At 40.6% G+C, this 24058-nt stretch carries 19 protein-coding genes; 13 read left to right on the top strand and 6 right to left on the bottom strand.

Annotated elements, in window-relative coordinates; genetic code table 11:
* Positions 1-7: 7 nt before the first annotated feature.
* Positions 8-517, bottom strand: a complete 510-nt coding sequence (locus Q4574_RS10820; protein WP_303474127.1) for a lactoylglutathione lyase family protein — start codon at positions 515-517, stop codon at positions 8-10.
* 101 nt (positions 518-618) lie between these two features.
* On the opposite strand from Q4574_RS10820, the gene Q4574_RS10825 reads away from it, so the two are divergent.
* The 7 genes from Q4574_RS10825 to Q4574_RS10855 all read left to right on the top strand — a co-directional run bounded on the left by Q4574_RS10825 (position 619) and on the right by Q4574_RS10855 (position 8588).
* Entirely contained in the window at positions 619-1512 is an 894-nt protein-coding gene (locus Q4574_RS10825; RefSeq protein WP_303474128.1) for a LysR family transcriptional regulator, read from the top strand.
* A 215-nt stretch (positions 1513-1727) separates the two neighbouring features.
* Positions 1728-3107 (top strand): glucose-1-phosphate adenylyltransferase, encoded by a 1380-nt coding sequence (gene glgC, locus Q4574_RS10830; RefSeq protein ID WP_303474129.1) that lies wholly within the window; start codon positions 1728-1730, stop codon positions 3105-3107.
* A gap of 66 nt (positions 3108-3173) precedes the next feature.
* Positions 3174-3521, top strand: a complete 348-nt coding sequence (locus tag Q4574_RS10835; RefSeq protein WP_303474131.1) for a rhodanese-like domain-containing protein — start codon at positions 3174-3176, stop codon at positions 3519-3521.
* A gap of 502 nt (positions 3522-4023) precedes the next feature.
* The gene (locus tag Q4574_RS10840; protein ID WP_303474132.1) at positions 4024-4740 is read left to right on the top strand and encodes an ABC transporter ATP-binding protein; all 717 of its coding nucleotides are present in this window, start codon (positions 4024-4026) and stop codon (positions 4738-4740) included.
* Entirely contained in the window at positions 4737-5981 is a 1245-nt protein-coding gene (locus Q4574_RS10845; protein WP_303474133.1) for an ABC transporter permease, read from the top strand. Before Q4574_RS10840 ends, Q4574_RS10845 begins: the two co-directional genes overlap by 4 nt.
* A complete protein-coding gene (moeB, locus tag Q4574_RS10850) occupies positions 5978-6751 on the top strand; it encodes a molybdopterin-synthase adenylyltransferase MoeB (protein WP_303474134.1) in 774 nt (257 codons plus the stop codon). Before Q4574_RS10845 ends, moeB begins: the two co-directional genes overlap by 4 nt.
* Positions 6752-7043: 292 nt before the next feature.
* On the top strand, positions 7044-8588 hold the full coding sequence (locus Q4574_RS10855) for a carboxylesterase/lipase family protein (protein ID WP_303474135.1): 1545 nt from the start codon (positions 7044-7046) through the stop codon (positions 8586-8588).
* 23 nt (positions 8589-8611) lie between these two features.
* On the opposite strand, the gene Q4574_RS10860 is transcribed toward Q4574_RS10855, so the two are convergent.
* Positions 8612-9157 carry a nicotinate-nicotinamide nucleotide adenylyltransferase gene (locus tag Q4574_RS10860; protein ID WP_303474136.1) on the bottom strand — a complete coding sequence of 182 codons (546 nt, stop codon included), beginning with the start codon at positions 9155-9157 and terminating at the stop codon, positions 8612-8614.
* 183 nt (positions 9158-9340) lie between these two features.
* On the opposite strand from Q4574_RS10860, the gene Q4574_RS10865 reads away from it, so the two are divergent.
* A complete protein-coding gene (locus Q4574_RS10865; protein WP_303474137.1) occupies positions 9341-9994 on the top strand; it encodes an isochorismatase family protein in 654 nt (217 codons plus the stop codon).
* Entirely contained in the window at positions 9994-11223 is a 1230-nt protein-coding gene (gene pncB, locus Q4574_RS10870; RefSeq protein WP_303474138.1) for a nicotinate phosphoribosyltransferase, read from the top strand. Before Q4574_RS10865 ends, pncB begins: the two co-directional genes overlap by 1 nt.
* Before the next feature lie 110 nt (positions 11224-11333).
* Here the strand turns inward: pncB and Q4574_RS10875 are convergent, their stop codons facing one another.
* Entirely contained in the window at positions 11334-12650 is a 1317-nt protein-coding gene (locus Q4574_RS10875) for a M20/M25/M40 family metallo-hydrolase (RefSeq protein ID WP_303474139.1), read from the bottom strand.
* Between the two features lie 245 nt (positions 12651-12895).
* On the opposite strand from Q4574_RS10875, the gene gnd reads away from it, so the two are divergent.
* A complete protein-coding gene (gene gnd, locus Q4574_RS10880; protein ID WP_303474140.1) occupies positions 12896-14362 on the top strand; it encodes a decarboxylating NADP(+)-dependent phosphogluconate dehydrogenase in 1467 nt (488 codons plus the stop codon).
* 63 nt (positions 14363-14425) lie between these two features.
* On the opposite strand, the gene Q4574_RS10885 is transcribed toward gnd, so the two are convergent.
* Complete coding sequence (locus Q4574_RS10885; protein WP_303474141.1) at positions 14426-15436, bottom strand: GDSL-type esterase/lipase family protein; 1011 nt, start codon at positions 15434-15436, stop codon at positions 14426-14428.
* 718 nt (positions 15437-16154) lie between these two features.
* Here Q4574_RS10885 and Q4574_RS10890 point away from each other — a divergent pair.
* Both Q4574_RS10890 and Q4574_RS10895 read left to right on the top strand, forming a co-directional pair.
* Positions 16155-18800 carry a TonB-dependent siderophore receptor gene (locus Q4574_RS10890; RefSeq protein WP_303474142.1) on the top strand — a complete coding sequence of 882 codons (2646 nt, stop codon included), beginning with the start codon at positions 16155-16157 and terminating at the stop codon, positions 18798-18800.
* 68 nt (positions 18801-18868) lie between these two features.
* Positions 18869-20293, top strand: a complete 1425-nt coding sequence (locus Q4574_RS10895; RefSeq protein WP_303474143.1) for a tetratricopeptide repeat-containing sulfotransferase family protein — start codon at positions 18869-18871, stop codon at positions 20291-20293.
* On the opposite strand, the gene Q4574_RS10900 is transcribed toward Q4574_RS10895, so the two are convergent.
* Both Q4574_RS10900 and Q4574_RS10905 read right to left on the bottom strand, forming a co-directional pair.
* Positions 20290-20712 (bottom strand): diacylglycerol kinase, encoded by a 423-nt coding sequence (locus tag Q4574_RS10900; protein WP_303474145.1) that lies wholly within the window; start codon positions 20710-20712, stop codon positions 20290-20292. The two genes, Q4574_RS10895 and Q4574_RS10900, sit on opposite strands and share 4 nt — an antisense overlap.
* Positions 20713-20773: 61 nt before the next feature.
* Positions 20774-21427 (bottom strand): dUTP diphosphatase, encoded by a 654-nt coding sequence (locus tag Q4574_RS10905; protein WP_303474147.1) that lies wholly within the window; start codon positions 21425-21427, stop codon positions 20774-20776.
* Between the two features lie 209 nt (positions 21428-21636).
* On the opposite strand from Q4574_RS10905, the gene Q4574_RS10910 reads away from it, so the two are divergent.
* On the top strand, positions 21637-23997 hold the full coding sequence (locus Q4574_RS10910; RefSeq protein ID WP_303474261.1) for a zinc-dependent metalloprotease: 2361 nt from the start codon (positions 21637-21639) through the stop codon (positions 23995-23997).
* The last annotated feature ends 61 nt before the right edge of the window (positions 23998-24058 follow it).

Here is a 24058-nt window from a genome sequence, read left to right on the forward strand (position 1 = left end):
TTAGCGGTTAATTATATGCACCGCTTGAATAAATTAGCTCATAGCTGTGGCTATAAATTTCTAAAATATTGCCAAAAGGGTCTTCCATATAAATCATCCGATATGGCTTTTCACCAGGGTAATAATAACGTGGTTCTGGCATACGTTTCTTACCTCCCGCAGCGACTATTTGTTCAGCTAACCCTTCTACGTCTGGATCTTGAACACAAAAGTGGAAGATACCCGTTTTCCAATATTCGAAGTTATTATCTGGATTTTGTTGATTGTTAAACTCAAAAATTTCCACACCTACTCGATCACCTGTGGATAAATGGGCTATTTTGAAGCTCTTCCAGCCAGCACCAAACACATCAGTACACATTTCACCGATGGGGCTAGTGTCTTCGAGTATTTCTGTGGGTTCCATTATCAAATACCAACCTAGGGTCTTGGTATAAAATTCGACGGCTTTTTCTAAGTTTGGCACTGAAATTCCAATGTGCGAGAAGGCACGTGGGTATTGTTTGTTAGGTATCATTGTTGCTGACTCCATAGTCTGTTTTAACTTGGAATCCATACTACAAAGTATTTTATATTGTGGTAAATTATCAATAATTATTATTTTGATAACAAAATTTTATGAAGTTAAATCCTGTTTGGTTAAATACCTTTAAAACCTTAATAGAAAATCGCCACTTCACCCGCACAGCTGAGGTGTTGCACATGACCCAACCTGGCGTGAGTCAACATATTCAGAAGTTAGAAGCGGCTTGCGGTTATGATTTAATAAAACGACAAAAAAAATCATTTGATATAACCCACTCAGGAGAGCTGTTGTACAACTATATTTTAACCAGTCAACAGCATGAATCTGATTTTTTTGAGACCTTAGGGGCTAACGACAAAACCGCTGGAACTTGCGCGTTATCCTGTTCTGGTTCTTTGGCTACGTTACTATATTCTAGTTTTATTGAGCTGCAAAAAAAGTACGAAAATTTGGTTATACATTTAGAAGCAGCACCGAATAACCGAATTTTACAGCAAATTAGCAATGGTCAAACGGATTTAGGTATTGTAACTCAAAAGCCCGATCCTCTGCTTTTTTCAAGTGAAATTATAGGCAAAGAGGAGCTGGTTTTGGTGTTTCCTTCTACTAAATCACTGGGCTGGGATACCCTGGCAGATGAGATAACAAAGTTAGGGTTAATTCGCCATCCAGATATTGACCATTACCTACGTTTGTACCTTGCCCATTGTGATGAAACGATTTTGACCAACTTAGATGTGCGTAATATAAAAACCAAAGGTTATGTGAATCAGATACATCAAATTTTGTTGCCGGTTTCCCAAGGGTTGGGTTTTACCGTATTGCCGCGAAGCACAGTCAATAACTTTGCATTAGCCAGGGGATTAAAAATTTTGGACATCAATAGCGTTGTCGCGGAGACCTTATATTTAGTTAAAAAGCGTAATCGCCATATGCCAGCAAGGTTTGAAATGATTAAAAGCCAAATTAAAAGGTCACTCAATTGAATGGCTGAAAGATAACATCAAGGTCATTTTTTAAAGTGACCTATTGGGTTTTGATTTATTGTTCTCTTGGTCTTAGCTTTAATATCAAATTTGTATCAAAAAATTCACATTTCTCATTCCCCCATTGACTAGGATCAATACGAGTTTGTTAAAAAGTGCTTTACTTAAAGCTAGGGCAGGGGTTCGTCCTATTAGATTTCAGTGTGAGGTGATCCATGTCTACGCAGCAAATAAATATTAATGAAATTCTTGATGATACCTATGTTGTGCTGCTCGCGGGAGGTCAGGGGAGCAGGTTGCATGAGTTAACTGAGTCCAGAGCTAAACCTGCTTTGGAGTTTGGTTGTACCCATCGAATTATTGATTTCCCGCTGTCAAATTGCGCCAACTCAGGACTTAAAAGAATTGCTGTTGTGACTCAATATAAAGCCCAAAGCCTGATACGACATTTGGTCAACGGGTGGACGAATTACCAAAGAGGGTTTAATACTTTTCTGGAAATTATGCCAGCGTCTCAGCAACTTAATACCGACTGGTATAGTGGAACTGCCAATGCACTTTACCAAAACTTAGCATTTTTGAAGTCTAGTAACGCAAAATTCATTTTGGTTTTATCCGGTGATCATATATATAAAATGGATTATCGAACATTATTAGCCGATCACGTACGTTCAAAAGCAGATATGACAGTGTCATGTATTGAGATGCCTAAAATTGAAGCTGCAGGTAAATTTGGTGTGATGAATGTTGATAGTTGCGACAGGATCATCTCATTCGAAGAAAAACCCCAGGATCCCCAATGTTTGCAAGACTCCCCTGGAAATGTTTTAGCCTCAATGGGGAATTATGTATTTTCCATGGACTTTCTCACCCAGCAATTGGAAAAAGATGCCAATGATGTTGGTTCACAGCATGATTTCGGCAAAGATATTATTCCCAAAATCATTCAACAATCCCATATACACGCCTATCGTTTTCATACACAAAGTGATGAAAAAGAAGTTTATTGGAAAGATGTCGGTACTATTGATGCCTATTGGCAGGCAAATATGGCGTTGTTAGGGCCTCATCCTGCGGCAAAAGTAAATGATGTCCACTGGCCAATTTGGAGTAACCCCAGCTGCCATGCACCCACTCAAATTGTTAGTGACGAATTAGGGCGAAGTGCACGGATAAAAGATTCACTCTTGGCAAACGGTACATTTTTACAATTCTGCTCTATCAGTGGTTCTTTATTATGCACCAATGTGAGGGTTGAAGAGGGAGCAAACTTAGTTGATTCGGTGATTTTACCCAATGTAACTATTGGCAAAAATGTTCGGGTAACTCGATGCATTATTGATCAAAATTGTCATATTCCAGATGGTCTTAAAATTGGCATCAATATGCAAGAGGATAAAAAACGAGGCTTTCGAATTAGTCCAAAAGGGATTAGGCTAGTCACTCAGGCTATGATAGATAATTTAGTTTCCATTCAGCAGTATGAACATAACCAATCTAGTGCTCAAAAACGAACTGAAATTGATGAAACCGTAAACCTTGGGCCACATATAGTTGAACTTGAAAATGAAATTAGTCAACGGCCAATTTTATAAATATCAATTAAACATCGTATTCATGGTTTTTGTAACCAAAGACAGAAAATAACAATAGGAGGCACCATGCTAAAAACGATTCCTGATCTACTACAAGAAGCGAGACAAAATGTCCGAACTATAACTGCCAAAGAAGCGAATGCTGAGCGAGAACAGAATAATGGAATCATTATCGATGTGCGAGAGCCGGCAGAATTTGAAGCTGGTTCTGCAAGTGGCGCTGTGAATGTCCCAAGAGGACTGTTGGAAGTCAAGATGCTAGAGATGGAGAAAGATCCTAATCGTCCTATTTACTTGCATTGTGCGTCTTCATTGCGCGCCGCACTTGGAGCGGAACAATTGGCAAGAGTGGGTTATCAAAACGTCAGTGTGATCACCTGCTCCATGGATGATATTAAAAAAGCGTGTTGCTAACTGAATACGTGATGCTAAGTATGAAGTCAGAGCATAGTTATCTGTCACACTAAACCAAAGGTTAGCTTAATAACACAGCAACAGGGGGCTACTTGAAATGCCCCCTAGCGATAAGGAAATCACTCCGTCATGGTTTTGGCTTCTGATTCAAATATTTCAGCGATGTTCAAGGTCATGTGTTTATCTTTTGCTTTCAATATATAGACCCATTGTTTGTCACAAATACACTTACTTATTTCATTAAGTAAGTGTATTTGGCGATTTTGCGAGTTTAAATCCCTTTGTTTAATGATTAATCTTACTTTGATGTGTTGTGCTAAACCTGTGAGAAATTGAATGTTTAACTAGAAGCCCAGTTTGAATCCCTGAGTTTCCTAAGGGATAGAGTGAACTAAGGTAAACTACATTCATCGTGAACTAAGATAGATTCAACCATAAGCGTTTGTTTCTGAAGCAGTGACAAGATAAAGTGAATGCAAACAACAGCATAGAAACAGGTTTTATGACAACTCAGCGATGGTCTATCGAATTTGACAATGTGACTTTTGGTTATCCTAGTCCACGCCCTTCGAATTTAGGGGAGGCGCAAGGTCTCACAATTGACATTAAAAAGTGGCAAGTAGAAGAAAACCAAACTGTTTTTATTTCTGGTCAATCTGGCTCAGGTAAGAGTACCTTGCTAAACCTGATTTGTGGTACTTTGCAGCCATCTAGTGGCAGTATATCAATATTGGGGCAAGCTTTTTCAGCACTTTCTGAGAGTAAGCGAGATCGATTCCGAGCAGAACATATTGGTGTGGTTTTCCAACAGTTTAATTTGATCCCTTATCTTAGTGTGAAACAGAATATTGAATTAGCCGCATATTTTGGTAAGGGACTCAAAGTCGCTACAACTGAGACGATTATCAATATTTGTCAGCAACTGAACCTGCCATCTACATTGCTCCAGGCACCGGCAAGCCAACTTAGCGTTGGTCAGCAGCAACGGGTGGCAATTGCACGTGCGCTGATTAATCAACCTGAGCTACTAATTGTCGATGAACCGACTTCTGCCCTTGATTCTTCTGCGCGAGACAGTTTCATGCAACTACTGATGGATAGCGCTAAACGCTATCAGTTTACCTTATTGTTTGTGAGCCACGATTTAAGCTTGGCAGACTATTTTGAACAGCATATTAAACTTGCTGATATCAACCAAGCAGGGGAGATAAGTGAATGATACTCAGTATTGCTTTAAAGAGCCTGAATCATCGTCTAACGGCGGTACTACTCACCATGTTATCCATAATAGTGAGTGTTTCCCTGCTGCTCAGTGTCGAGCATCTCAGAATTCAAGCTAAAGACAGTTTTGGTCGAACTATTTCTGGTGTCGATCTTATAGTTGGTGCGCCAACAGGGCAATCCAATTTGCTGCTGTACTCGGTATTTCGAATAGGTAACCCAACGAATAATGTGTCTTGGGATAGTTACCAAGCGTTGGCAAAACTACCCAGTGTTAAGTGGATAATACCTATTGCATTGGGAGACTCCCATCGCGGTTTTCGGGTTTTGGGTACCAACAATAATTACTTTCAACACTTTCAATACGGCAGTAAACAACCTTTAGTTCTGGCACAAGGGACACAATTATTATCAACTTTTGATGCAGTAATAGGTGCCGCCGTTGCCAAAAAGCTCAATTATCAATTAGGGGATGAAATTGAGATGTCCCATGGCTTAGCTGAGGTTAGCTTTACTAAACATTCCCATTCTCCCTTTGTTGTAAAAGGGATTTTAGAACCCACAGGCACGCCAGTAGATCAAACCATTCATGTTAGTTTAGCTGGCTTGGAAGCTGCTCACAAAAGTGAGTCTGAAATTGACGAAATTCTTCACCAGATAGAAGCTGGTGAGCAAGTCGATATAGACATCGATGGTGTGACAGCCATGTTTATTGGATTGAACTCGAAAATGCAATTGTTTCAATTACAGCGCGGGATAAATCAATACAAAAAAGAGCCTATGTTAGCCATTATACCTGGAGTGGCATTTTCTGAATTGTGGCAATTGGTTGGCAATGTTGAGAACATGTTGTTATTTATCTCGGCACTTATTTTGTTTTCTTCATTACTTGGCTTAGGGACGATGTTACTCACCACGGTTAGAGAGCGACGACATGAAATGGCAATTCTTCGTGCCATAGGTGCCCATTCAAGAGTGATTTTTTTGTTGATTCAGATGGAAGCAATGCTGCTTAGCCTATTTGCTAGTGTCATTGCGTTGATATTGGTTTGGTTAGGTTTTCAATTTGGTGCTAAATGGTTAAGTGCTGAATACGGTTTATTTATTGAAAATAGCATTTTAGGATTACGTTCATTGGCGATTATTGGCCTTGTCAGTGGTGCTACCTTTTTAATCGCATGTATTCCAGCCATAAGTGCCTATCGTCAATCGATTCAACAAGGATTGATTAGTAAATGAGCCAGCTTGATAACCCCAAACCGCTTACTCATCAACAAGCCATGCGTTACAGTCGGCAGATTATGTTGCCTGGGTTTGACCTAGATAAGCAAGAGCGTTTACTGACTAAAAACATCTTGTTAATCGGTGTTGGCGGCTTGGGTTGTGCAGCCGCTCAATATTTGGTGGCCAGTGGGGTAGCTGGAATAACCTTGGTCGATGATGATGTGGTGGAGCATTCAAATCTACAACGACAGGTTTTGCATCATGAGTCTGATATTGGAAAGCGTAAATGCGAATCTGCAAAAGAGAAATTAACGTCCATCAATAGTCAAACAACAATCAATACCATCCAGCAACGTTTAGATGACAAAACCTTAGAAATGGTCTTAGCCAAGCATCATATTGTATTGGATTGTAGCGATAATTTAGCCACCCGAAATCAATTGAATCGAGCTTGTTTGCAAGCAAATATTCCGTTGGTGTCTGGGGCGGCGATTCGCATGGAAGGGCAAATATTTAGCATGCAACCGCAAAACAATGATGCCTGTTATGGCTGTTTAAGTCGATTCTTTGGGGAGCAGCAATTGAGCTGCGTGGATGCTGGCGTGCTTTCTCCTGTGGTGGGGATCATTGGCGCAATGCAAGCGTTAGAAGGGATTAAAATACTGGTTGATTTTGGCCATTCGTTAAGTAATAAATTAATGTTATTTGATGCAATGACCATGCAATGGCAAACATTCGCGGTAAAAAAGCATGGAGATTGCCCAGTTTGTTCTGTTCCTACTTAAACAACGTTGTTTAGTTAACATTAAATCGATTGAGCACAACCGTCTGTATGGTGTGACATGCCAAAAAATACTACACTGGATAAAAAACGTAAAAACCTCTGTGCGGGTTAGAAATATCTGCCAAGTCACCTAAATTGCCAATTAGGCGAGTTATTTTATGCGTATAAATCCATACCCAGCATATGAATAATGGTAAGCAGTCTTGGTGTCCACTGGACGTATTTTATCAAGAACGCTTTTACGTTATAAAAATTTTAATGCTTTAAATATTGGATTGGATGTGGGAGTCACTTTGAAAATTCTATCTAAAACCAGCATGCGTGTGTTGAATTCTATTGTGGTCTTAGGGCTGTTAGCAGTGTCTTTTCAAGGACAGTCTTTTGACGGGCAGTTGGTAAGGCAATTGTCTCAGGGCACGGTAAAAGGAGTACATCAGGGCAACAGTATTATATTTAAAGGGATCCCATACGCTGAGCCTCCTATTGCTGACCATCGTTGGCAGCCACCCTTACCTCCAGCTAAGTTTGTGGGTGAATTTTCCGCAGAACAATATGGTCCAGTTTGCCCTCAAAAAAGTCAAAAATTAACGCAAAGTGAAAACTGTTTAACCTTAAATATATTTAGTCCAGACTCAATCGACATAGAAGCGCAAAGTTTGCCCGTTTTGGTCTGGATTCATGGCGGCGGATTCGTTTTTGGATCTGGCAACATGACAGCCCAAGGACATAAAAATTGGAATGATAATGAGATTATTTTAGTCTCATTTAACTATCGTTTGGGGGCATTAGGAATTTTTGCACCTAGCGATATGACGTTGCCGAAAGGAGCGAATTTCAGTGTGATGGACATGGTTGCCGCACTGAAATGGTTAAAAGCTAATATAAGTGCCTTTGGTGGTGATCCGAATCGTATCACCATTGCCGGTGGATCTGCTGGCGGTATGGCAGTTCAAATGCTAATGGTTAATCCACAAAGCCAAGGATTGTTTCAAGGGGCGATCTCACAAAGCGGTTATGGAGCCTGGCCTTTACCAAGAACAAAGGATGCCGCAGAATTAAAGTCCAGTCCCAGTGCTGAAGAGTTATCTGATCAGATTGCTCGCAGAGCGCTAAATATAGAAGGGAAGGAGATTGTTACTGAAAACCTGAGTGAATTTTTGTTTGAGGTCTCAGCGGCGTCGCTTGTGGCAGCCATTGATGGATTTCACATTCCTATTGTTGATGGCAAAACCTTACCTGAAGAGCCTGCCATTATGTTTGTGCAAGGCAGACAACATTCAGTACCCTATATTAGCGGTGGAAATAGTTACGAAGGCAGTGTTTACCCTTATTCTGGGGTCGAACCAACAGCTCTATTTTCCCTAATGGGGAAACATAAAGAACGGATAAAACAACTATATAAACTCGATGAAGTTTCCACCTCTGCGGTACCTTATCAACATTTATTTGGTGATTTACGCTATCTATTAGCCGCTAAGTTGACCTCCCAAAGCATGGACAATATTGGCCAGGCTGGATATCGATACTTTTATAATTATGTAAGTGACAAACGAGCGTTTTCCAATGGTGCTAAGCATGCATCAGAGACCTATAAGTTGTTTCAAGCTGATAATGTGCCGGTATTAAATCAAATGCGTCAATATTGGTATAACTTTATTAAACAGCAAAATCCAAATGGTCCTAACTTACCCAAATGGCCAAACTTGAATGAAAACAACCAAGGGTGGCTAGAGATTGCTGACAAAATAAACGTCAGGCCTGAAGTCCGTGCTGACAAACTAGCCATTCTCGAAAGTCTATTTCATCAGCGTCGCGATGAGATAAAAACCGGTAACTGAGTTAACAATTTGTTCACAGTTAATTATGAATGAGGCGGCGAATTTACATATAAATCGTGCTGATTAATGTACTGCGCCACTTCTTTGGGCACTTGATTGTCGATATTTTGATGATTAATTAAATTATTTCGAACTTCTGTAGAGCGTATGGCTACGCGTTCGGGAACGACTAAAATTTCCCAATTATCAGTCACTTCCTGAGATTTATAAAATTTATGCCAGTTGACTTTATTATCAGGACCCATAACGAATGTCAGCTTGGCATCAGGGAAGTATTCAGCTTGTAAATAGGTTAGTAAATCAAAGGTATAAATAGGGTTAGTGCCATCGCTTAGTTGTTCTTCAACAGGGAATACTTCAACCTTGGGATCGTTTAGTTGCTGTGCAAATAAATGCAACATTGATACTCTGTGTTCGTAAGACAGCATTTTTTTAGAAAATGCATGGGCATATGAAGGGATAAGCAATATGCTGTCAAAACTTGGATGTTGAGCGGAAATGTATTCTATTGCGTCTTGATGCCCTAAAGTGGGGGGGTTAAATGCAGCACCAAAAATCGCTATTTTCATATTTTCAGGTTCCAATAAAAATAAGTGTAGTTGCAAATTAGAGTCAGTAAAAACACCGACTATTGAGCCATAACTTTGACCAAAAGTGTAGTCAAAACCGCGAAAAATTAGAAACATAAAAATAAATTGTTGTCAAAATGTATACTGCGTAAACGTGGTATTAAAATTCAGGGAAAGGTGTTAATGAAATCAAAAATCGCATCGATTAACGTGGATCCACAAAAAGGATTTACACCTATTTGTCCTGATGAACTGCCAGTGGAGGAGGGGGACCAAATTGTGCCTGAGCTTCTTGCCCAAAATGCATTGGCTGATTTCATAATAGGTTCAAGTGATGCCCATTGTGAACAGGCGTTGTTTCGAGTTGAACGTGATGAAGATCAGTTTCAAAGCCTAGACTACGCGAATACTGACTGTACATTTAAAATGCATTGTCGTCCTGGCACCAAAGGGTTTGAGTTACTAGATGGACTTCCAAGTGCTACTGAATATGATTTTTTTGTGTGGAAAGGGGTTGCGCCTGATCTTCACCCATATGGTGCCTGTTACCACGATCTGGCGGAAAAGTTGTCTACGGGTATCATTGAATATTTGGTGTTTAACAATGTTGATACGGTAATTGTTGGCGGTTTAGCTACTGATTATTGTGTTGCGACCACGGCAATCCAATTGCAAGATTCCAAGCGTTTCAATGTCGTTTTAAACTTAGGGGCGTGCAGGGGCATTACTCCAGAAGGGGTAAAACAACAGTTGGCATTAATGGAAGCGAAAGGGATTACCATCTTGCAGAATAGTCATGCAGTAGAAACATGGCTAGGGAAGGAGGGAGCAAGTTAGTGAACTTTTCAAAGGCTTCAGTTAAGCGCAATTCTATATTTAGAAAAAACCTCAACTTTTCTACCTTAGACAACGACTACTACAAAATGAATATGTGGCAATGTTTTATGCATCAATATCCCTATATTGAAGAAGCCGAATATCGTTTTTTTATGCGCAGTGATGTGGATTTGAGGCCCTACAAAGCAGAGATCCAGCAGGAGTTACACAAACTTGATGGCTTAAAGTTCACCGATGATCAAATTCGTTGGTTAGAAAAAACACCTTGGTATACTAAAGATTTTATTGAGTGGGCAAGGATGTGGTCGTTTCAAAGTCGATTTTTGTACGTAACAGAGGTTAATGATCAGTTGGCCATCAGCGCACGTGGTCCTTTGATGCATATTCATAATTTTGAAATGCCAGTCTTGTCCACTGTAGCCGAAGTGTATAACCGCCGTAATTACCCAAATAAGTCTTATCAGGATGTGCGTAAACCGCTATTTAAAAAAATTGATTGGTTAAAAACGCAGCATCAAAAGCATGATCTCACCGGCCTAACCTTAGCCGATTTTGGTACTCGCCGAAGGTTTAGTTACGAAACTCAGTTGACTGTGGTGGATATGCTAAATAAGCAATTACCGGAGTTTTTCCTTGGAACATCTAATATGCATATTGCCAAAGAGTTAGGGGTGACCCCTATTGGTACTATGGCTCACGAGATCTTTATGTTGTCCCAGCAAGTGGGGGTGCAATTGGCCCACTCACAGAAACATACATTAGAGTGCTGGGTTAAAGAGTTTCGTGGGCAATTGGGTTACGCCCTCACCGATGTCATTGGTATGGATGCTTTTGTTAGAGATTTTGATTTATATTTCGCTAAGTTATTTGAGGGGCTGCGCCAGGATTCTGGTTGCCCGTTTGAGTTCGGTGAAAAAGCCATAAAAATGTATAGGGACCTTAAGTTAGATCCGACTACAAAAACGGTGATTTTTAGTGACGCTCTTAATTTTGAAAAAATGGTAGAGTTATTTTTACACTTTCGCGGCAGGATCCGTACTTCTTTTGGTATTGGGACCTTTTTATCCAACGACGTCGAAGGGGTAGAGCCGCTAAATATGGTGATGAAGCTGGTTAAAGTAAACGGTAAACCCGTTGCAAAAATATCTGATACTGCGGGTAAAAACTTGTGTGATGATGAGAATTTTGTGCGCTATTTAAAAGATGTCTATAACGTAACTTGGGCCTAAAAAAGTTATTTGAAAGGGGGAAAGAAAGCCTGAAGAACCTAAAGTGACTAAGCTAATAAGTCACTTCAACGGTATTCAGGCTTTAGCTATTGATGATGATTAATTAATGGTTACTGCTGATAAGTTGGATAATCTTGGCTAATGCGATAAATCAATAGCGCTGCTTTATGCATGTTTTTGGCAAAACTGTCCATGTCAGCAACCTCATTTTTTGTATGCCCCCCGGTTCCCATTAAACCTAAACCATCAAGGGCCATATTCACGTGCTCAGCGGCAAAAGATATGTCCGCTGCCCCAGCATTGCGTGGGTTAACCGCCTCCACTTTGCCGTAACCTAGAGAATAACTTATGTCGCTATACCATTCTAATAATTGGTAGTTCTGCGGGGTTGGCGCCATAGGCGGATATCCTTCTCCTATCGTTAGGGTGGCACTTGTATGCAATAAATTCTGTTTAACAATGTCTTGCATGGTCGTTTTGGCTGTGATTAATTCCTCGTGGGTCAATGCGCGTATTCCACCTTTGACTAACAGAGTTTGCGCAACCACGTTGTTTTTACCAAATGCGCTACCTTTAGCTGTTTCATCATTAAAAGTTACTTCAGTTCCCCCTAAAATCACTCCTGGATTAAAGGTTAGATCTCCCAGATTGGCCAATGCCTGGCGAAAAGTATCAAGGATCCGCGCAGCTTCAAACACTGCGCCATAGCCAACTTTATCACTAAAGATTTGTGATGAATGTGCTGGCCGTCCAGTGACTTCTAATTGCCAGTCTACTGAGCCTCTGCGTGCCACTACGGCGGTTTTGATACTACCATCACCATCTTCAAAACCTAGGGCAATATCCGCCCATTTAGCTGCTTCTATTATGGCTGCTTTTGATGCGGATAATGGTTTACCACTGCGCTCTTCATCTCCGGTCATTACAATCTGAATGCTGACATCATCCAATAATCCTAAGGTTTTCAAGGCACGCATTACCTCAATAATGATAACGTCTCCGCCTTTCATGTCAGTAACACCGGGCCCGGAGGCTTTGTTATCAGCTAAACTTTGATAAGTTTGAAAAGTGTCTGATTTAGCAAACACAGTATCAAGATGACCTATCATCAAAATCTTAGGGCCTTTGGTCCCGTAGCGAGCGACTAAATGTCCGGCGCGTCCAAAACTCGCTCCATCTTGCCATTGCACATCAAATCCAAGCTGCGCCAATTCCGCTTTGAATAACATTCCAACTTTTTTAACACCGCTAAAATTCATGGTGCCACTATTGATATTTACCGATTCAACTAACAAAGCTTGGGCTTGTGGCAAACGTTGATTTATGGTTTCTACGATTTTAGCTTCTATTTGTGGCGGAGTTTTAGCTGCATTTGCTATGAATGAGAATAATATTAAAGAAAGCAGAAAAGCGCGTTGAAATGTCATAGTCGTCCCAAGGTATTTGATTTATTCAACAGCATAAAATTTGCTTCTTATAAAGTCTAGTTATATGAAAAATGCTTAAAACTGAAGATTTTACGCAATTGATTAAGTATCGCGCTATAAATGCAACCCATATTCCTGTAAATTACGCCCACTTTTTGTCATCATACTTAATCAATCTAGCGCGGTCTTAATTATCATTGCGCATACAGCACAGTAGATTGAACATTTATTCAACGAGGAAATTTATGAAAGCACTTTCTGACATAGCCGTAGTTGGCTTAGCCGTAATGGGTGAAAACCTGATCTTAAATATGGCTAGTAAAGGGTTTACGGTTACAGCCTATAACCGCTCCTATAGTAAAGTGGAAAATTTTCTAGGAACCCGAGCAAAAGATAAAACCATTCGTGGTGCCGATTCCATAGAGTCACTTGTTGCATCTTTAAGTTCACCACGAAAAATCATGCTTATGGTTAAATCGGGACAGCCAGTAGATGACTTTATCGAGCAACTTATCCCGCATTTAGATCAAGGCGATATCATCATTGATGGCGGCAACAGCCAATTTGAAGATTCTAATCGACGCACCGCTATGCTAACCGAAAAAGGTTTGTTATACGTGGGAACTGGGGTATCAGGTGGAGAAGAAGGCGCTCTCCTTGGGCCATCAATTATGCCCGGTGGAAACCCTCAAGCATGGCCCCATGTAAAACCGATATTCCAAGCTATTTCGGCTAAGGTAAAAGACGAAAATGGTGAGTTATCAATTCCCTGTTGTGATTGGGTTGGAGAAGGTGGAGCAGGTCACTTTGTGAAAATGGTTCACAACGGCATTGAATACGGTGACATGCAAATCATTTGTGAAGGTTTCATTTTAATGCAAGATCTGTTGGGCATGAGTACCGATGAAATGCAGGCTGTTTTCAAACAGTGGAATGAAACTGAATTATCGAGTTATTTGACTGAAATTACCGCGGATATTTTGGGCTATAAAGAAAACGGTGAAGCCCTAGTGAATAGTATTTTAGACACTGCGGGACAAAAAGGTACAGGTAAGTGGACAGGCATCACTGCGTTGCATTTAGGCGTGCCTTTAACCTTAATTGGCGAGGCAGTTTTTGCTCGTTGTCTATCGGCAATAAAAGAACAACGAGTGCAAGCCGCTAAAACCATAAGCGGACCAAAAGTTGAATTCACTGGTGATAAAGTCGCCTTTCTTGAAAGCTTACGTCAAGCATTACTGGCATCCAAAATCGTTTCATACGCCCAGGGGTTTGCGGTTTTACAAGAAGCCGCTAAAGAATATAAATGGAATCTAGACTATGGCAGCATCGCCATGATGTGGCGTGAAGGTTGTATTATACGTTCAGTATTTTTAGATAACATCAAAGCCGCTTACGACAACAATCCTGACTTAGACAATTTATTGTTAGATGACTACTTTAACCAAGTGGTTGCTAAAGCCCAGCAAGGGTGGCGGGAAGTGGTAGCAACAGCAGCAATGCAAGGTGTTGCAGTGCCTTGTTTGTCATCTGCCCTTAGTTATTTCGATGGATATCGTACGGAAAACTTACCGGCTAATTTATTGCAAGCTCAGCGAGACTATTTTGGTGCTCACACCTATGAGCGCAAGGATAAACCTCGTGGTGAATTCTTCCACACAAATTGGACGGGAAGAGGCGGAGATACGGCTTCAACTACCTATGACGTGTAATTCATTCTTATCTTAAAAAAAGCTGCTTATGCAGCTTTTTTTATGCCTGTGTAATAGCAAAATTCACCATTTTAGAACGTCTTTAAACATGGGCGATAAGTGTGTGGCCATAGAAAGGTGTTGAGCACGGCTAGGATGGGGATCAAATTCATCTCCTTCACAGTCTATGCAAGGCAAGTAATGAAGGTGTGGGTGATTGAGTTGCTTTACAATGGTTTCAAGACATTGGATTAAAATGCGTTTCTTTACTTTATTTTCGGCGCTATTACTCAACATGGGTCCTTCTGAAATCATCATTTGGACATTAGGATATAAGGCGAATAAATGTTGAATCCATTCTTGATAGCGCTGCTTGAACAAGTCTATATCAGGTATGTCGTTGTAAAAGTCATTAGTACCTAAGCAAATGAAAATACCATCAGGTATATAGCTATTCATGGGCCACGAGTGAGTATGAGATGGGATAGTCAGAGGAAAAATCTCTGGTAGCTGTGGATTATCGGCTAAAGTATGTGAGCCTTGAAGTAGCCCTCGTCCGCCATAACCAATTAGATGCACTTGAGCATCTAGCATCCTACCGATATGCATTCCAAAAGATTGGTTAGCATTCGATAAATGGGGACCTTTACGCGCATTTTCGCCCCTCGCTGGTCTTTCCATTAATGCCCCCGATGTTATTGAGTCACCAATGAAAATTAATTTACGTGTGGGAAGAATAGGGGCCGCTAACAGCTCACCCTGATTTATGTGGAGAGCTTTTAATTGAATATTCCCATGCCAACTTTCCCCGCGATTGATAAGTTTAATTGTGCAATCTTTTATGTGATTAGCATTAAATAACTGAAAGGTTTTTGGCGTCGCGGAAAGCACCAATATTTTTGCCAATTTATGATTAATTTCAACATCAATTCTGCCTTTGCCTAACAGCGAGTGCGCAATCAGTTGGACACTTTTGGCAGCCACATTAAAGTTTACGCTAACCCCTGGATAACTGAAGACTAGGGTGCTATCTGAGCGTAAAGTTCTGCCCATTACCGCGAACCGCGGATCTGCAATGTGGATTTCTTTTTTCATTTTTAACCAAAACTCAGTTGGTTATGCGATATATAGTGGGAATTATACGGTAGATGGTATGTTGAATTACATAGCAAAGGGTAAACTATCCTAGAACTTGTTTTATTGGGTTGCTTTAATTGATTCTCTGTCTTTCTATAGACAATAAGATAACTCTTGGTTATCTAAGCTTCTAATTACTGCAACGAGTGAAACGCTTCTCCCCTATTTTCCAGTTTTGCTGGATGTTTTAGCCCCGCTTTTTGCGGGGCTTTTTTATTTTTCACGTATTTTCGTCCAAAGTAGCACTTATATTTCCTAATCATTTCTATGTAATTCTGTTTATTTGAAAGCCCTTAATCGCCCTCAACTAAAGTCTAATTGTGATTAAATTACACTTTGTCTATCGTCTAAAAATTGAAGTAAAACAAATGGATAAGGATATTTAATTGAATGTTATTTACGCCTATTTAACATTTGTTAAGTGGTTCTGAGGTTCGTCTCTTAGACTAACTTATTATTTTTTAAAAGGTTTATTGTGAAATAATTTGAATATTCAGGATATGCCAGCTATAAATAATACTGTTAGCAAGCACAAAAAAACTTATACATTTAAATGTGCTTGTTCACCGTGGGAAATCGGTATCAGTGCGAAGATAAGCGCTTAACTGGCAACCATGCTTACCTCAAAAAGTGGTTAACACTAGACGGAAAATTAAAAACTATTATGGGAACACACATGAATAAAAATCTATCCAAACTCTCTATGAGTATCAAAGTAGGGTTGTCGGCTACTGCTGCCTTGACTTTGGCGTTTACAATGCCGGCAATGGCACAAGATGCCGAAAGTGATACCGCTAACGTTGAAAAAATAGCCGTCGTTGGTAGCCGTGCAGCGCCGCGGTCCGTAGGGGATTCTCCCGTTCCAATTGATATTATTGGCTCTGACGAGTTAGCCAAAGCCGGTAATACCGATATGCTGGAAATACTAAAAGGTACAGTACCTTCACTTAACGTTCACACGAACCCAATTAGTGATGCCGCTACCTTGGTACGTCCCGCAAATTTACGTGGACTATCAGCGGATAGCACACTGGTATTATTAAATGGTAAACGCCGCCATCGTTCATCCGTTATCGCGTTTTTAGGCGGTGGCATTAATGATGGTGCACAAGGCCCTGATATTTCAGTTATCCCAAGTATTGCTTTGAAACAGGTTGAAGTATTGCGTGATGGTGCGGCAGCTCAATATGGTTCTGATGCTATCGCAGGTGTAATGAACTTCGTTTTAAAAGATGATGCTGAAGGCGGCTCATTGCAAGTTCGTCACGGTGAATATTATGAAGGCGATGGCACGACAACAGAAATTTCTGGAAACGTAGGTATGCCATTCACTGACAGTGGTTTTGCAAACTTGAGTTTTCAATATAAAAATGCAGATGCAACCAGTCGAAGTGTGCAACGTCCAGATGCAGCGGCGTTTGCAGATGCTGGATTAACGGTTGAAGATCCCGCACAAATTTGGGGCTCTCCTGAAATAAACGATGACATTACTATCTTTGGTAACGTTGGTTTAGATTTAGGTAATGATAAAGAATTCTACATGTTTGGTAACTACTCCGAACGTGATGTAAAAGGTGGCTTCTACTATCGTAACCCTACAACCCGTCCGGGTGTTTATGGCGGTATTGTGCGTAACTTAGATGGCACACCTTCTTATCGCCCTGGTGATGATGATCCAACCGGTCAAGCTGCTTGGGATGCAGCACCTGCAACGGTTCTTGTTGGTTCTTTAGATGGTTTGGAGCAGCAATTAAATTGTCCAGTAGTTGAAATCGGTGACAATGGTCTTCCTGATCAAACGGCACTAGATTCATTAACTGCGGCAAATTGTTTCTCTTTCAACCAAATGCTCCCTGGAGGTTTTACTCCAAACTTTGGTGGTAATATAACTGATACTTCTTTAACAATTGGTACTAAAGGTGAAATTAAAGAAGGTTTCGCTGAAGGAATTTTATACGATATTAGTGGTGCTGTTGGTCGTAATGAATCGCAGTTTTTCATCTACAATACAGTCAATGCTTCCCTTGGTCCTGATACTCCTCGCGATTTCTCACCGGGTAAATACATTCAATTAGAGAAAACCTTTAATTTCGATTTGGTTAAATTGATTGATGCCGACTTATATGACGACATTAACCTTGCCGGTGGTCTTGAATGGCGTGAAGAATCTTTTGAAGTGATTGCAGGTGACGAAGCATCTTTTGTTGCTGGCGATCTTTTCTCTCAAGGGTTTAGCGTAGGCTCTAATGGTTTCCCTGGATTTAAACCTTCAGATCAAGGGGTTTCAACTCGTCGTAGTGCTGCCTTGTATGTTGATGCAGAAGTTCCCTTCACAGAAGCTTTCTTAATGGGTTACGCTTTACGTTACGAAGATTATGATACCTTTGGTTCAACGACTAATTACAAGATTTCAGCACAGTTTCATGCCACAGATGATCTCTCATTCCGTGGTTCTGTAAGCACTGGTTTCCGTGCTCCTACTGTTGGTCAAGCGAACGTAAGTAACGTGCAAACTAACTTAGACAGTGGTGTATTAGTTGATTCAGCGTTGCTTCCGCCTACTAATCCAATATCTGTGCAACTTGGTGGTACTGAACTAGAGCCAGAAGAGTCTCAAAGCTATACCTTTGGTATGATTTATCAAGTTGGTAGTGTTTTCGTTACAGTTGATTACTACAACATTCAAGTTGAAGACCGTATTAGTCAATCGGATAAAATCAATCTGTCTGATGAAGATAAAGAAGTCCTTAAGGATGCAGGTGTACAAAACGTCGATGGTTTGGCACAGGTTAGCTTCTTTACTAACGACTTTGATACAACCACACAAGGGATTGATGTAGTGGCAAATTACACTACCAGTCTTTTTGATGGGAGTTCAACGTTTGCCTTAGCGTATAACTGGAATGAAACCGAAGTTGATAAATTTTCTGATATCACCGGTGAATTCAAAGTTAAGCGTATTGAAGAAGATTTACCCAATCACAGAGCTACGCTGACATGGTCACAAAGTTGGGATAGCTTCAGTATGTTCACGCGCTTGAATTACTACGGTGAGTACCAAGGTGTGCATGTGGATTATGATGCGACAGCTATTACGGCTGATTCAGCGGTTACCGTTGACTTCGAAGCGAGTTATTTCGTGAACGATGCCATCACACTCTCTGCTGGTGCGCAAAACTTGTTTGATCAGGATGCTGAAAAAATCAATATCCCAGCCGATCAAGGAATCGCAAACAACACTTGGGGTGGCGTATATTACGAGACGTCTCCAATGGGGTTCAATGGCGGTTTTTATTACTTAAAAGCTACTTACAACTTCTAATTTAAACTGAAGTATGAAAGCCTTGTCAGTAGACAAGGCTTTTTTTTTGGATTAACGCGAGATAAATATTGAATAATCACATTCGCAGCGGAAATGACTATTTAACCAAAGGTGATTTAATCAATGCGCAGAACGTATTTGTTCAGCTATTGAAAAGTGAACCAAACAACGGGATGGGATATCTAGGCTTGGGCAAGGTCGCAAAAGCGGCTTTCCAATATGATCAGGCAATCAATTTGTTGCAAAAAGCCTGTCATCTACTGGATAAACAGCCTGAGCCGCTGTTAGAACTAGCAGATGCTTTTAGTGTTGTGCATGCTCCTGAAGATGCTCAGACCGTATTGCGTTATGCTTACGAAAATTGTCCGCAAGACAAAGCAGTGCATTCTGCATTGGTTCAGCATTATATTTCGACGGCTCAGAACACCCAAGCACTTCCACTGTTGCGGTCGCAAATAACATCTACAGATCCCGTATTTGCAGCCTATGGTTGGTTAGATTTAATCCGTATTCAAGGGCAACCTTTGAGCAATGATCAGTGGCAGTTAATTCATATCAGTTACCAAAGTTCGACTGCCAACTCACACCATCGCATGCTACTCGACTATGCATTAGGCCAGGCATACGACAAACAAAAAAATTATTCTCAAGCCATTGAATATTTGCAAAAGGCCAACGCCTATCAATTAACATTGTGTACTTATCGCACTGAACAGATGTCAGATTTTTTTTCGACTTTAAGAGCATGTTATCAAAAGGTCAGTTTTGCAAAAGACTCGGCTAATCCACTAAGAAATAGGGTAACCCCAGTGTTTATCCTTGGCTTACCGCGCACAGGTTCAACCTTGCTAGAACAACTACTCTGTCAACACACTGAGGTTGCCACTTGCGGTGAAAAAGCCTATCTGAGTCAATTTAGCGTACCCTATTTGGAAAAAATGACCCAGTTAGCCTATCCTCATTTAGCCAGTAAACTAGCGGAATTGGATACTTCAAAAGTGTCAGAACACTACATTAAGTTGCTATCTATGGGCTTAAATGAGCCTTTTATTATCAATAAATTACCCGCAAATTTTCAAAATATTGGTTTGATTTATCAGCTATTCACCAATGCCAAAGTGATCCATGTTACTCGCAACATAAAGGATGTTTCTGTGTCCATATTCAAAAATTACTTTGCTGAAAATGAACCTTACTTTTGCGATTTGGATGAATTCAGTAAATATGTGAGTTTATATAAAAAACAAATGCAGTTTTGGGAGGCGTTGCTGCCCAACAGTATCCTCACTGTAAAATACGAAGATTTGGCCGCAGAGCCGAAACAAGTCATCAACAAAGTACTTAAGTATATAGGACTCGAATGGCAAGATTCTTGTGTTACTGCCATGGATGGTAAAGGGACCATTAATACCTTGAGTGCAGCTCAAGTGCGTAAACCCATTCATAACAAGTCAATTGGTCAGTGGCAAAACTATCAAGGGCTTTTCAATTAGCTGAAAAAGCGCCAAATCCCTTCCAGCCAGACAAGGGTCAATAGGGTTAATGCAATAAATACCCCAGATGATCCCATGTCTTTGGCGCGACCAATAAGAATATTGTTTTCCAGGGTAACTGCATCAGCAATTGCTTCAATGGCTGAGTTAATAATTTCCGCAAACAAAACAAATAACAATGTGCCAATAAGCACCAATAGATGCAGAGTGGAAGAAGCAATCACAAATGAAAAGGGCAGTAAAACCAATGTCATAAGTAGCTCTTGACGAAATGCCGACTCATGTTGCCAAGCCGCTACGAAACCTCGAAAGGAGCATTGCGTAGCTTTGAAAATTCGCGACAACCCTGTGCCATTGGGTTTATTTACTATCACCGATTCATCTTCAACAATCTTTGCTTGAGTCACGTTTTTTTTCATATGATTGTACTTCTGATTTATTCATCAACTAGCGAGACGACGTCCCATTGCTAAAAGTGATTTAGTTTGGATAGCGTTTTTGTAGCCCTTGATAAACACAATCACTGTAGTTGTGTAGGGTGATATCTAGTTCATTTAGTACTTCTACCAGATGTTCGTTATCTTCGCGGCCTAGCCAAACCTTTAAATAGCTACCGTCTTTATAACCGTTATCTTGTCGGAAGAAATTGAGTACATTCTTCCCAACGTATTGCCGATAAAGTTCATCTGAATCCATTTCGGCTTGTTCAACAATTTTAATAAACAGAGGTACCGAAAAACGTTTTGCTGCACATAAACCAGCTAATAACTCTAAATTTTCTAAAATGTCTTGGTTATTAAACGCATATTCTTTACCGTCGAACGTAACCGACTGGACACCACTGACTAATTCACTTGCAATAGTTTCGGCAGAGGACTCTATGTTGCCATCAAAGTCGATAATGATTGCGGAAAGCGCAAAGTGCCAAATATCCACTAATTCCATTTGCAACTGGGGTAGGTCTTTGTGTTGTGCTTTCCACCATTTCCACCCATGATGTTCAATTCCTTCAACCGCCTCTATCATTGCAGCTCTAAGGTATTGGTATCCGGCAGTTAACCACTGGGCATTAACCTTTTGATTCATTTTAGCTTGGAGGTTAAGCATGGTGTTAAGTTGAGTAGAGGAAAGCATAAAAGTCCTTATGTAGAATTAGCGAGTGCATAGTGTACTTGTTTTGTGAGAATCGGCATAGCCTGAAACAGACTAATCATAATTATAATATTAACCTTAGATAGTACGAACATCCTTATGTTTATGCATGGTTTAGGATGATTTTCTATCCGGTAATAAAAACTAAAATTTAGGAGACAGGTGTGAAGAAATACGTAATTATTTGCTTGATGTTATTTTCATCAGTAGCGTTTTCCCAAAGTAAATCAATTAATGATTTTACCAGTGGAATGCAATCAAAGGAGGGGTTTTACACCGTTTATTATCAGCCAGATAGTGGTAAGTTGTATTTGCAGATCCAAAACTTTGGGGAGCAGGTATTATTTCAAAGTAGTTTGCCACAGGGGATTGGTTCAAATGATATTGGCCTAGATAGGTTGCAGCTGGGTAAAACCCGTTTAGTGGTGTTTGAACGCTTTGGAGATAAAGTCCTACTCAAACAACTCAATACACAGTTCCGTTCAACAACCGATAATGCAGCAGAAGCGGCCAGTATTGACGAAGCTTTTGCTGATTCTGTGATTGCTGGCTTTAAAATTGTTGCACAGCAAGATGACGCTGTTTTAGTCGATTACACAGATTTTTTGTTATCTGATATTCATGGAATTTCCGCGCGCTTGACCCGAGCTAAACAAGGTAGCTTTAAAGTTGATTCAAAACGTAGTGCCGTGTACATGCCACGTACTAAATCCTTTGTTGATAATACGGAGATGGAATCATTAGTTACCTTCGGTGGTAGCAACCCTGGTAAGTATTTACAGCAGGTCACGCCTTCTCCAGATAGTATTACTGTGCATTTACATCATTCTTTAATTAGATTGCCTGACGACAAATATACTCCACGAGCATTTAGCCCTAATTCTGGTTTTAACAAGATGACCTATCAGGATTATTCTGTTCCTATTGAATCATCGATGGAACAAAGTTTAATCACCCGTCATCGCCTATTTAAAAAAGATCCTAATGCTGCAGTGAGTGAAGCAGTTGAACCTATTGTTTATTATCTAGATCCCGGTGTGCCAGAACCAGTGAGAAGCGCTTTGTATGAAGGCGCTATGTGGTGGGATCAAGCCTTTAGTAAATTAGGTTATAAAAATGCCTTCCAAGTGAAAATGTTGCCTGAAGGTGCTGACCCCATGGATGTTAGATACAACGTCATTAATTGGGTTCATCGCGCGACACGTGGCTGGTCATACGGAATGTCAGTGCGTGATCCGCGTACTGGTGAAATCATCAAAGGACAGGTTACATTAGGTTCTTTGCGTGTTCGTCAGGATTACTTAATTGCATTGGGTTTAACCAGTCCATTTAAACAAAGCGATAGCAGCATAGAAGCACAAAAGGAGATGGCGTTAGCCAGAATCCGACAATTATCCGCTCACGAAGTGGGACATACTCTAGGTATTGCCCATAACTTTGCCACCAGTGCTTATGGACGTGAGTCGGTTATGGATTATCCTCATCCTACCGTTACGGTAAAAGATGGCAAAGTCGACATTTCCGATGCGTATGCCGTAGGTATCGGCAAATGGGATGATCATGTTATTGCTTATGGTTATCAAGACTTGCCAGATGACGCAGACGAAGTCGGTTACTTAAAAGATACCATTCAAAAAGCACTTACCTCCGGAATGACTTATATCAGCGACCGTGATGCTAGACCTAGCCACGCCATTAGCCCAATTGGACATTTGTGGGATAACGGGCAAGATCCGGTGGAAGAACTGTATAATCTTATGGAAGTGCGTAAAGTCGCGTTAGCCGACTTTGGTATTGATTCCATACCTGAAGGGAAAACCCTTGCCTCATTGCAAGAAACATTAGTACCTGTTTACTATCTGCATCGTTATCAGTTAGATGCAGTGGCTAAACTGATTGGTGGTATAAACTACGCGTACGAAAGCAAAGGCGATTACTCCAAGCCTAAAGGCGTTTCCTTTGTGGAGCAAAGTAAGCAGATGGCGGCATTAGATGCCATGATAGAAACACTTTCACCTAAGTTTCTGCATATTCCCTCTAATATTAGTTCATTAATTACCCCTAAAAGTTTGGGAGAGTCTAATTCACGGGAAAGCTTTAATGGCAGAAATGGATTGAGCTTCGATCCGGTAAGTGCAGCTGAATCGGGTGCGGGTTATACTTTGGGTTTATTGCTTAAAGCTGAACGCTTAAATCGCCTTGCAGCGCGTCCTATCAATAGCCGAGATCAATTGACTATCCCTGTATTATTGGAGAAATTATTCGATGCGACAATACAACAAAAATCGAGTAAATTTGCTGCGGATGTTAAGCTACGCGTAGACTACGTGGTACTCAATAGTGTTATCCAAGCAATGCAGTCAGAAGAAATTGCTCCAGAAGCCGAAGGCGCGTTATTAGCTGGAGTGATGGACTTACACACTTGGTTGAAAAAGAATTCACGATATGGTCAAAATAAAGTGATGGCCAAACAGTTGGATTGGTTTATGGCAACCGGTGAATGGAAAGGTGACTTTGAAGTGAAGCCACTTCCACCAGGTTCGCCTATCTAAACACTGACGTATTTTATTTTAGGTTAGATGTAAGCCGGCTTTTGCCGGCTTTTTTGGGTCA

The sequence above is a fragment of the Aliiglaciecola sp. 3_MG-2023 genome (genome assembly GCF_030548205.1).
Classification (GTDB): Bacteria; Pseudomonadota; Gammaproteobacteria; order Enterobacterales; family Alteromonadaceae; genus Aliiglaciecola.

What these genes read in the sequence shown, in the direction of transcription:
- Q4574_RS10865 (WP_303474137.1), top strand. Translation starts at nt 9,341, where the DNA reads ATGAAATCAAAAATCGCATCGATTAACGTGGATCCACAAAAAGGATTT.
- Q4574_RS10860 (WP_303474136.1), bottom strand. Translation starts at nt 9,157, where the DNA reads ATGAAAATAGCGATTTTTGGTGCTGCATTTAACCCCCCCACTTTAGGG.
- Q4574_RS10825 (WP_303474128.1), top strand. Translation starts at nt 619, where the DNA reads ATGAAGTTAAATCCTGTTTGGTTAAATACCTTTAAAACCTTAATAGAA.
- Q4574_RS10840 (WP_303474132.1), top strand. Translation starts at nt 4,024, where the DNA reads ATGACAACTCAGCGATGGTCTATCGAATTTGACAATGTGACTTTTGGT.
- Q4574_RS10885 (WP_303474141.1), bottom strand. Translation starts at nt 15,436, where the DNA reads ATGAAAAAAGAAATCCACATTGCAGATCCGCGGTTCGCGGTAATGGGC.
- Q4574_RS10910 (WP_303474261.1), top strand. Translation starts at nt 21,637, where the DNA reads ATGTTATTTTCATCAGTAGCGTTTTCCCAAAGTAAATCAATTAATGAT.
- Q4574_RS10900 (WP_303474145.1), bottom strand. Translation starts at nt 20,712, where the DNA reads ATGAAAAAAAACGTGACTCAAGCAAAGATTGTTGAAGATGAATCGGTG.
- moeB (WP_303474134.1), top strand. Translation starts at nt 5,978, where the DNA reads ATGAGCCAGCTTGATAACCCCAAACCGCTTACTCATCAACAAGCCATG.
- glgC (WP_303474129.1), top strand. Translation starts at nt 1,728, where the DNA reads ATGTCTACGCAGCAAATAAATATTAATGAAATTCTTGATGATACCTAT.
- Q4574_RS10875 (WP_303474139.1), bottom strand. Translation starts at nt 12,650, where the DNA reads ATGACATTTCAACGCGCTTTTCTGCTTTCTTTAATATTATTCTCATTC.
- Q4574_RS10890 (WP_303474142.1), top strand. Translation starts at nt 16,155, where the DNA reads ATGAATAAAAATCTATCCAAACTCTCTATGAGTATCAAAGTAGGGTTG.
- Q4574_RS10820 (WP_303474127.1), bottom strand. Translation starts at nt 517, where the DNA reads ATGATACCTAACAAACAATACCCACGTGCCTTCTCGCACATTGGAATT.
- Q4574_RS10835 (WP_303474131.1), top strand. Translation starts at nt 3,174, where the DNA reads ATGCTAAAAACGATTCCTGATCTACTACAAGAAGCGAGACAAAATGTC.
- Q4574_RS10905 (WP_303474147.1), bottom strand. Translation starts at nt 21,427, where the DNA reads ATGCTTTCCTCTACTCAACTTAACACCATGCTTAACCTCCAAGCTAAA.
- Q4574_RS10845 (WP_303474133.1), top strand. Translation starts at nt 4,737, where the DNA reads ATGATACTCAGTATTGCTTTAAAGAGCCTGAATCATCGTCTAACGGCG.
- gnd (WP_303474140.1), top strand. Translation starts at nt 12,896, where the DNA reads ATGAAAGCACTTTCTGACATAGCCGTAGTTGGCTTAGCCGTAATGGGT.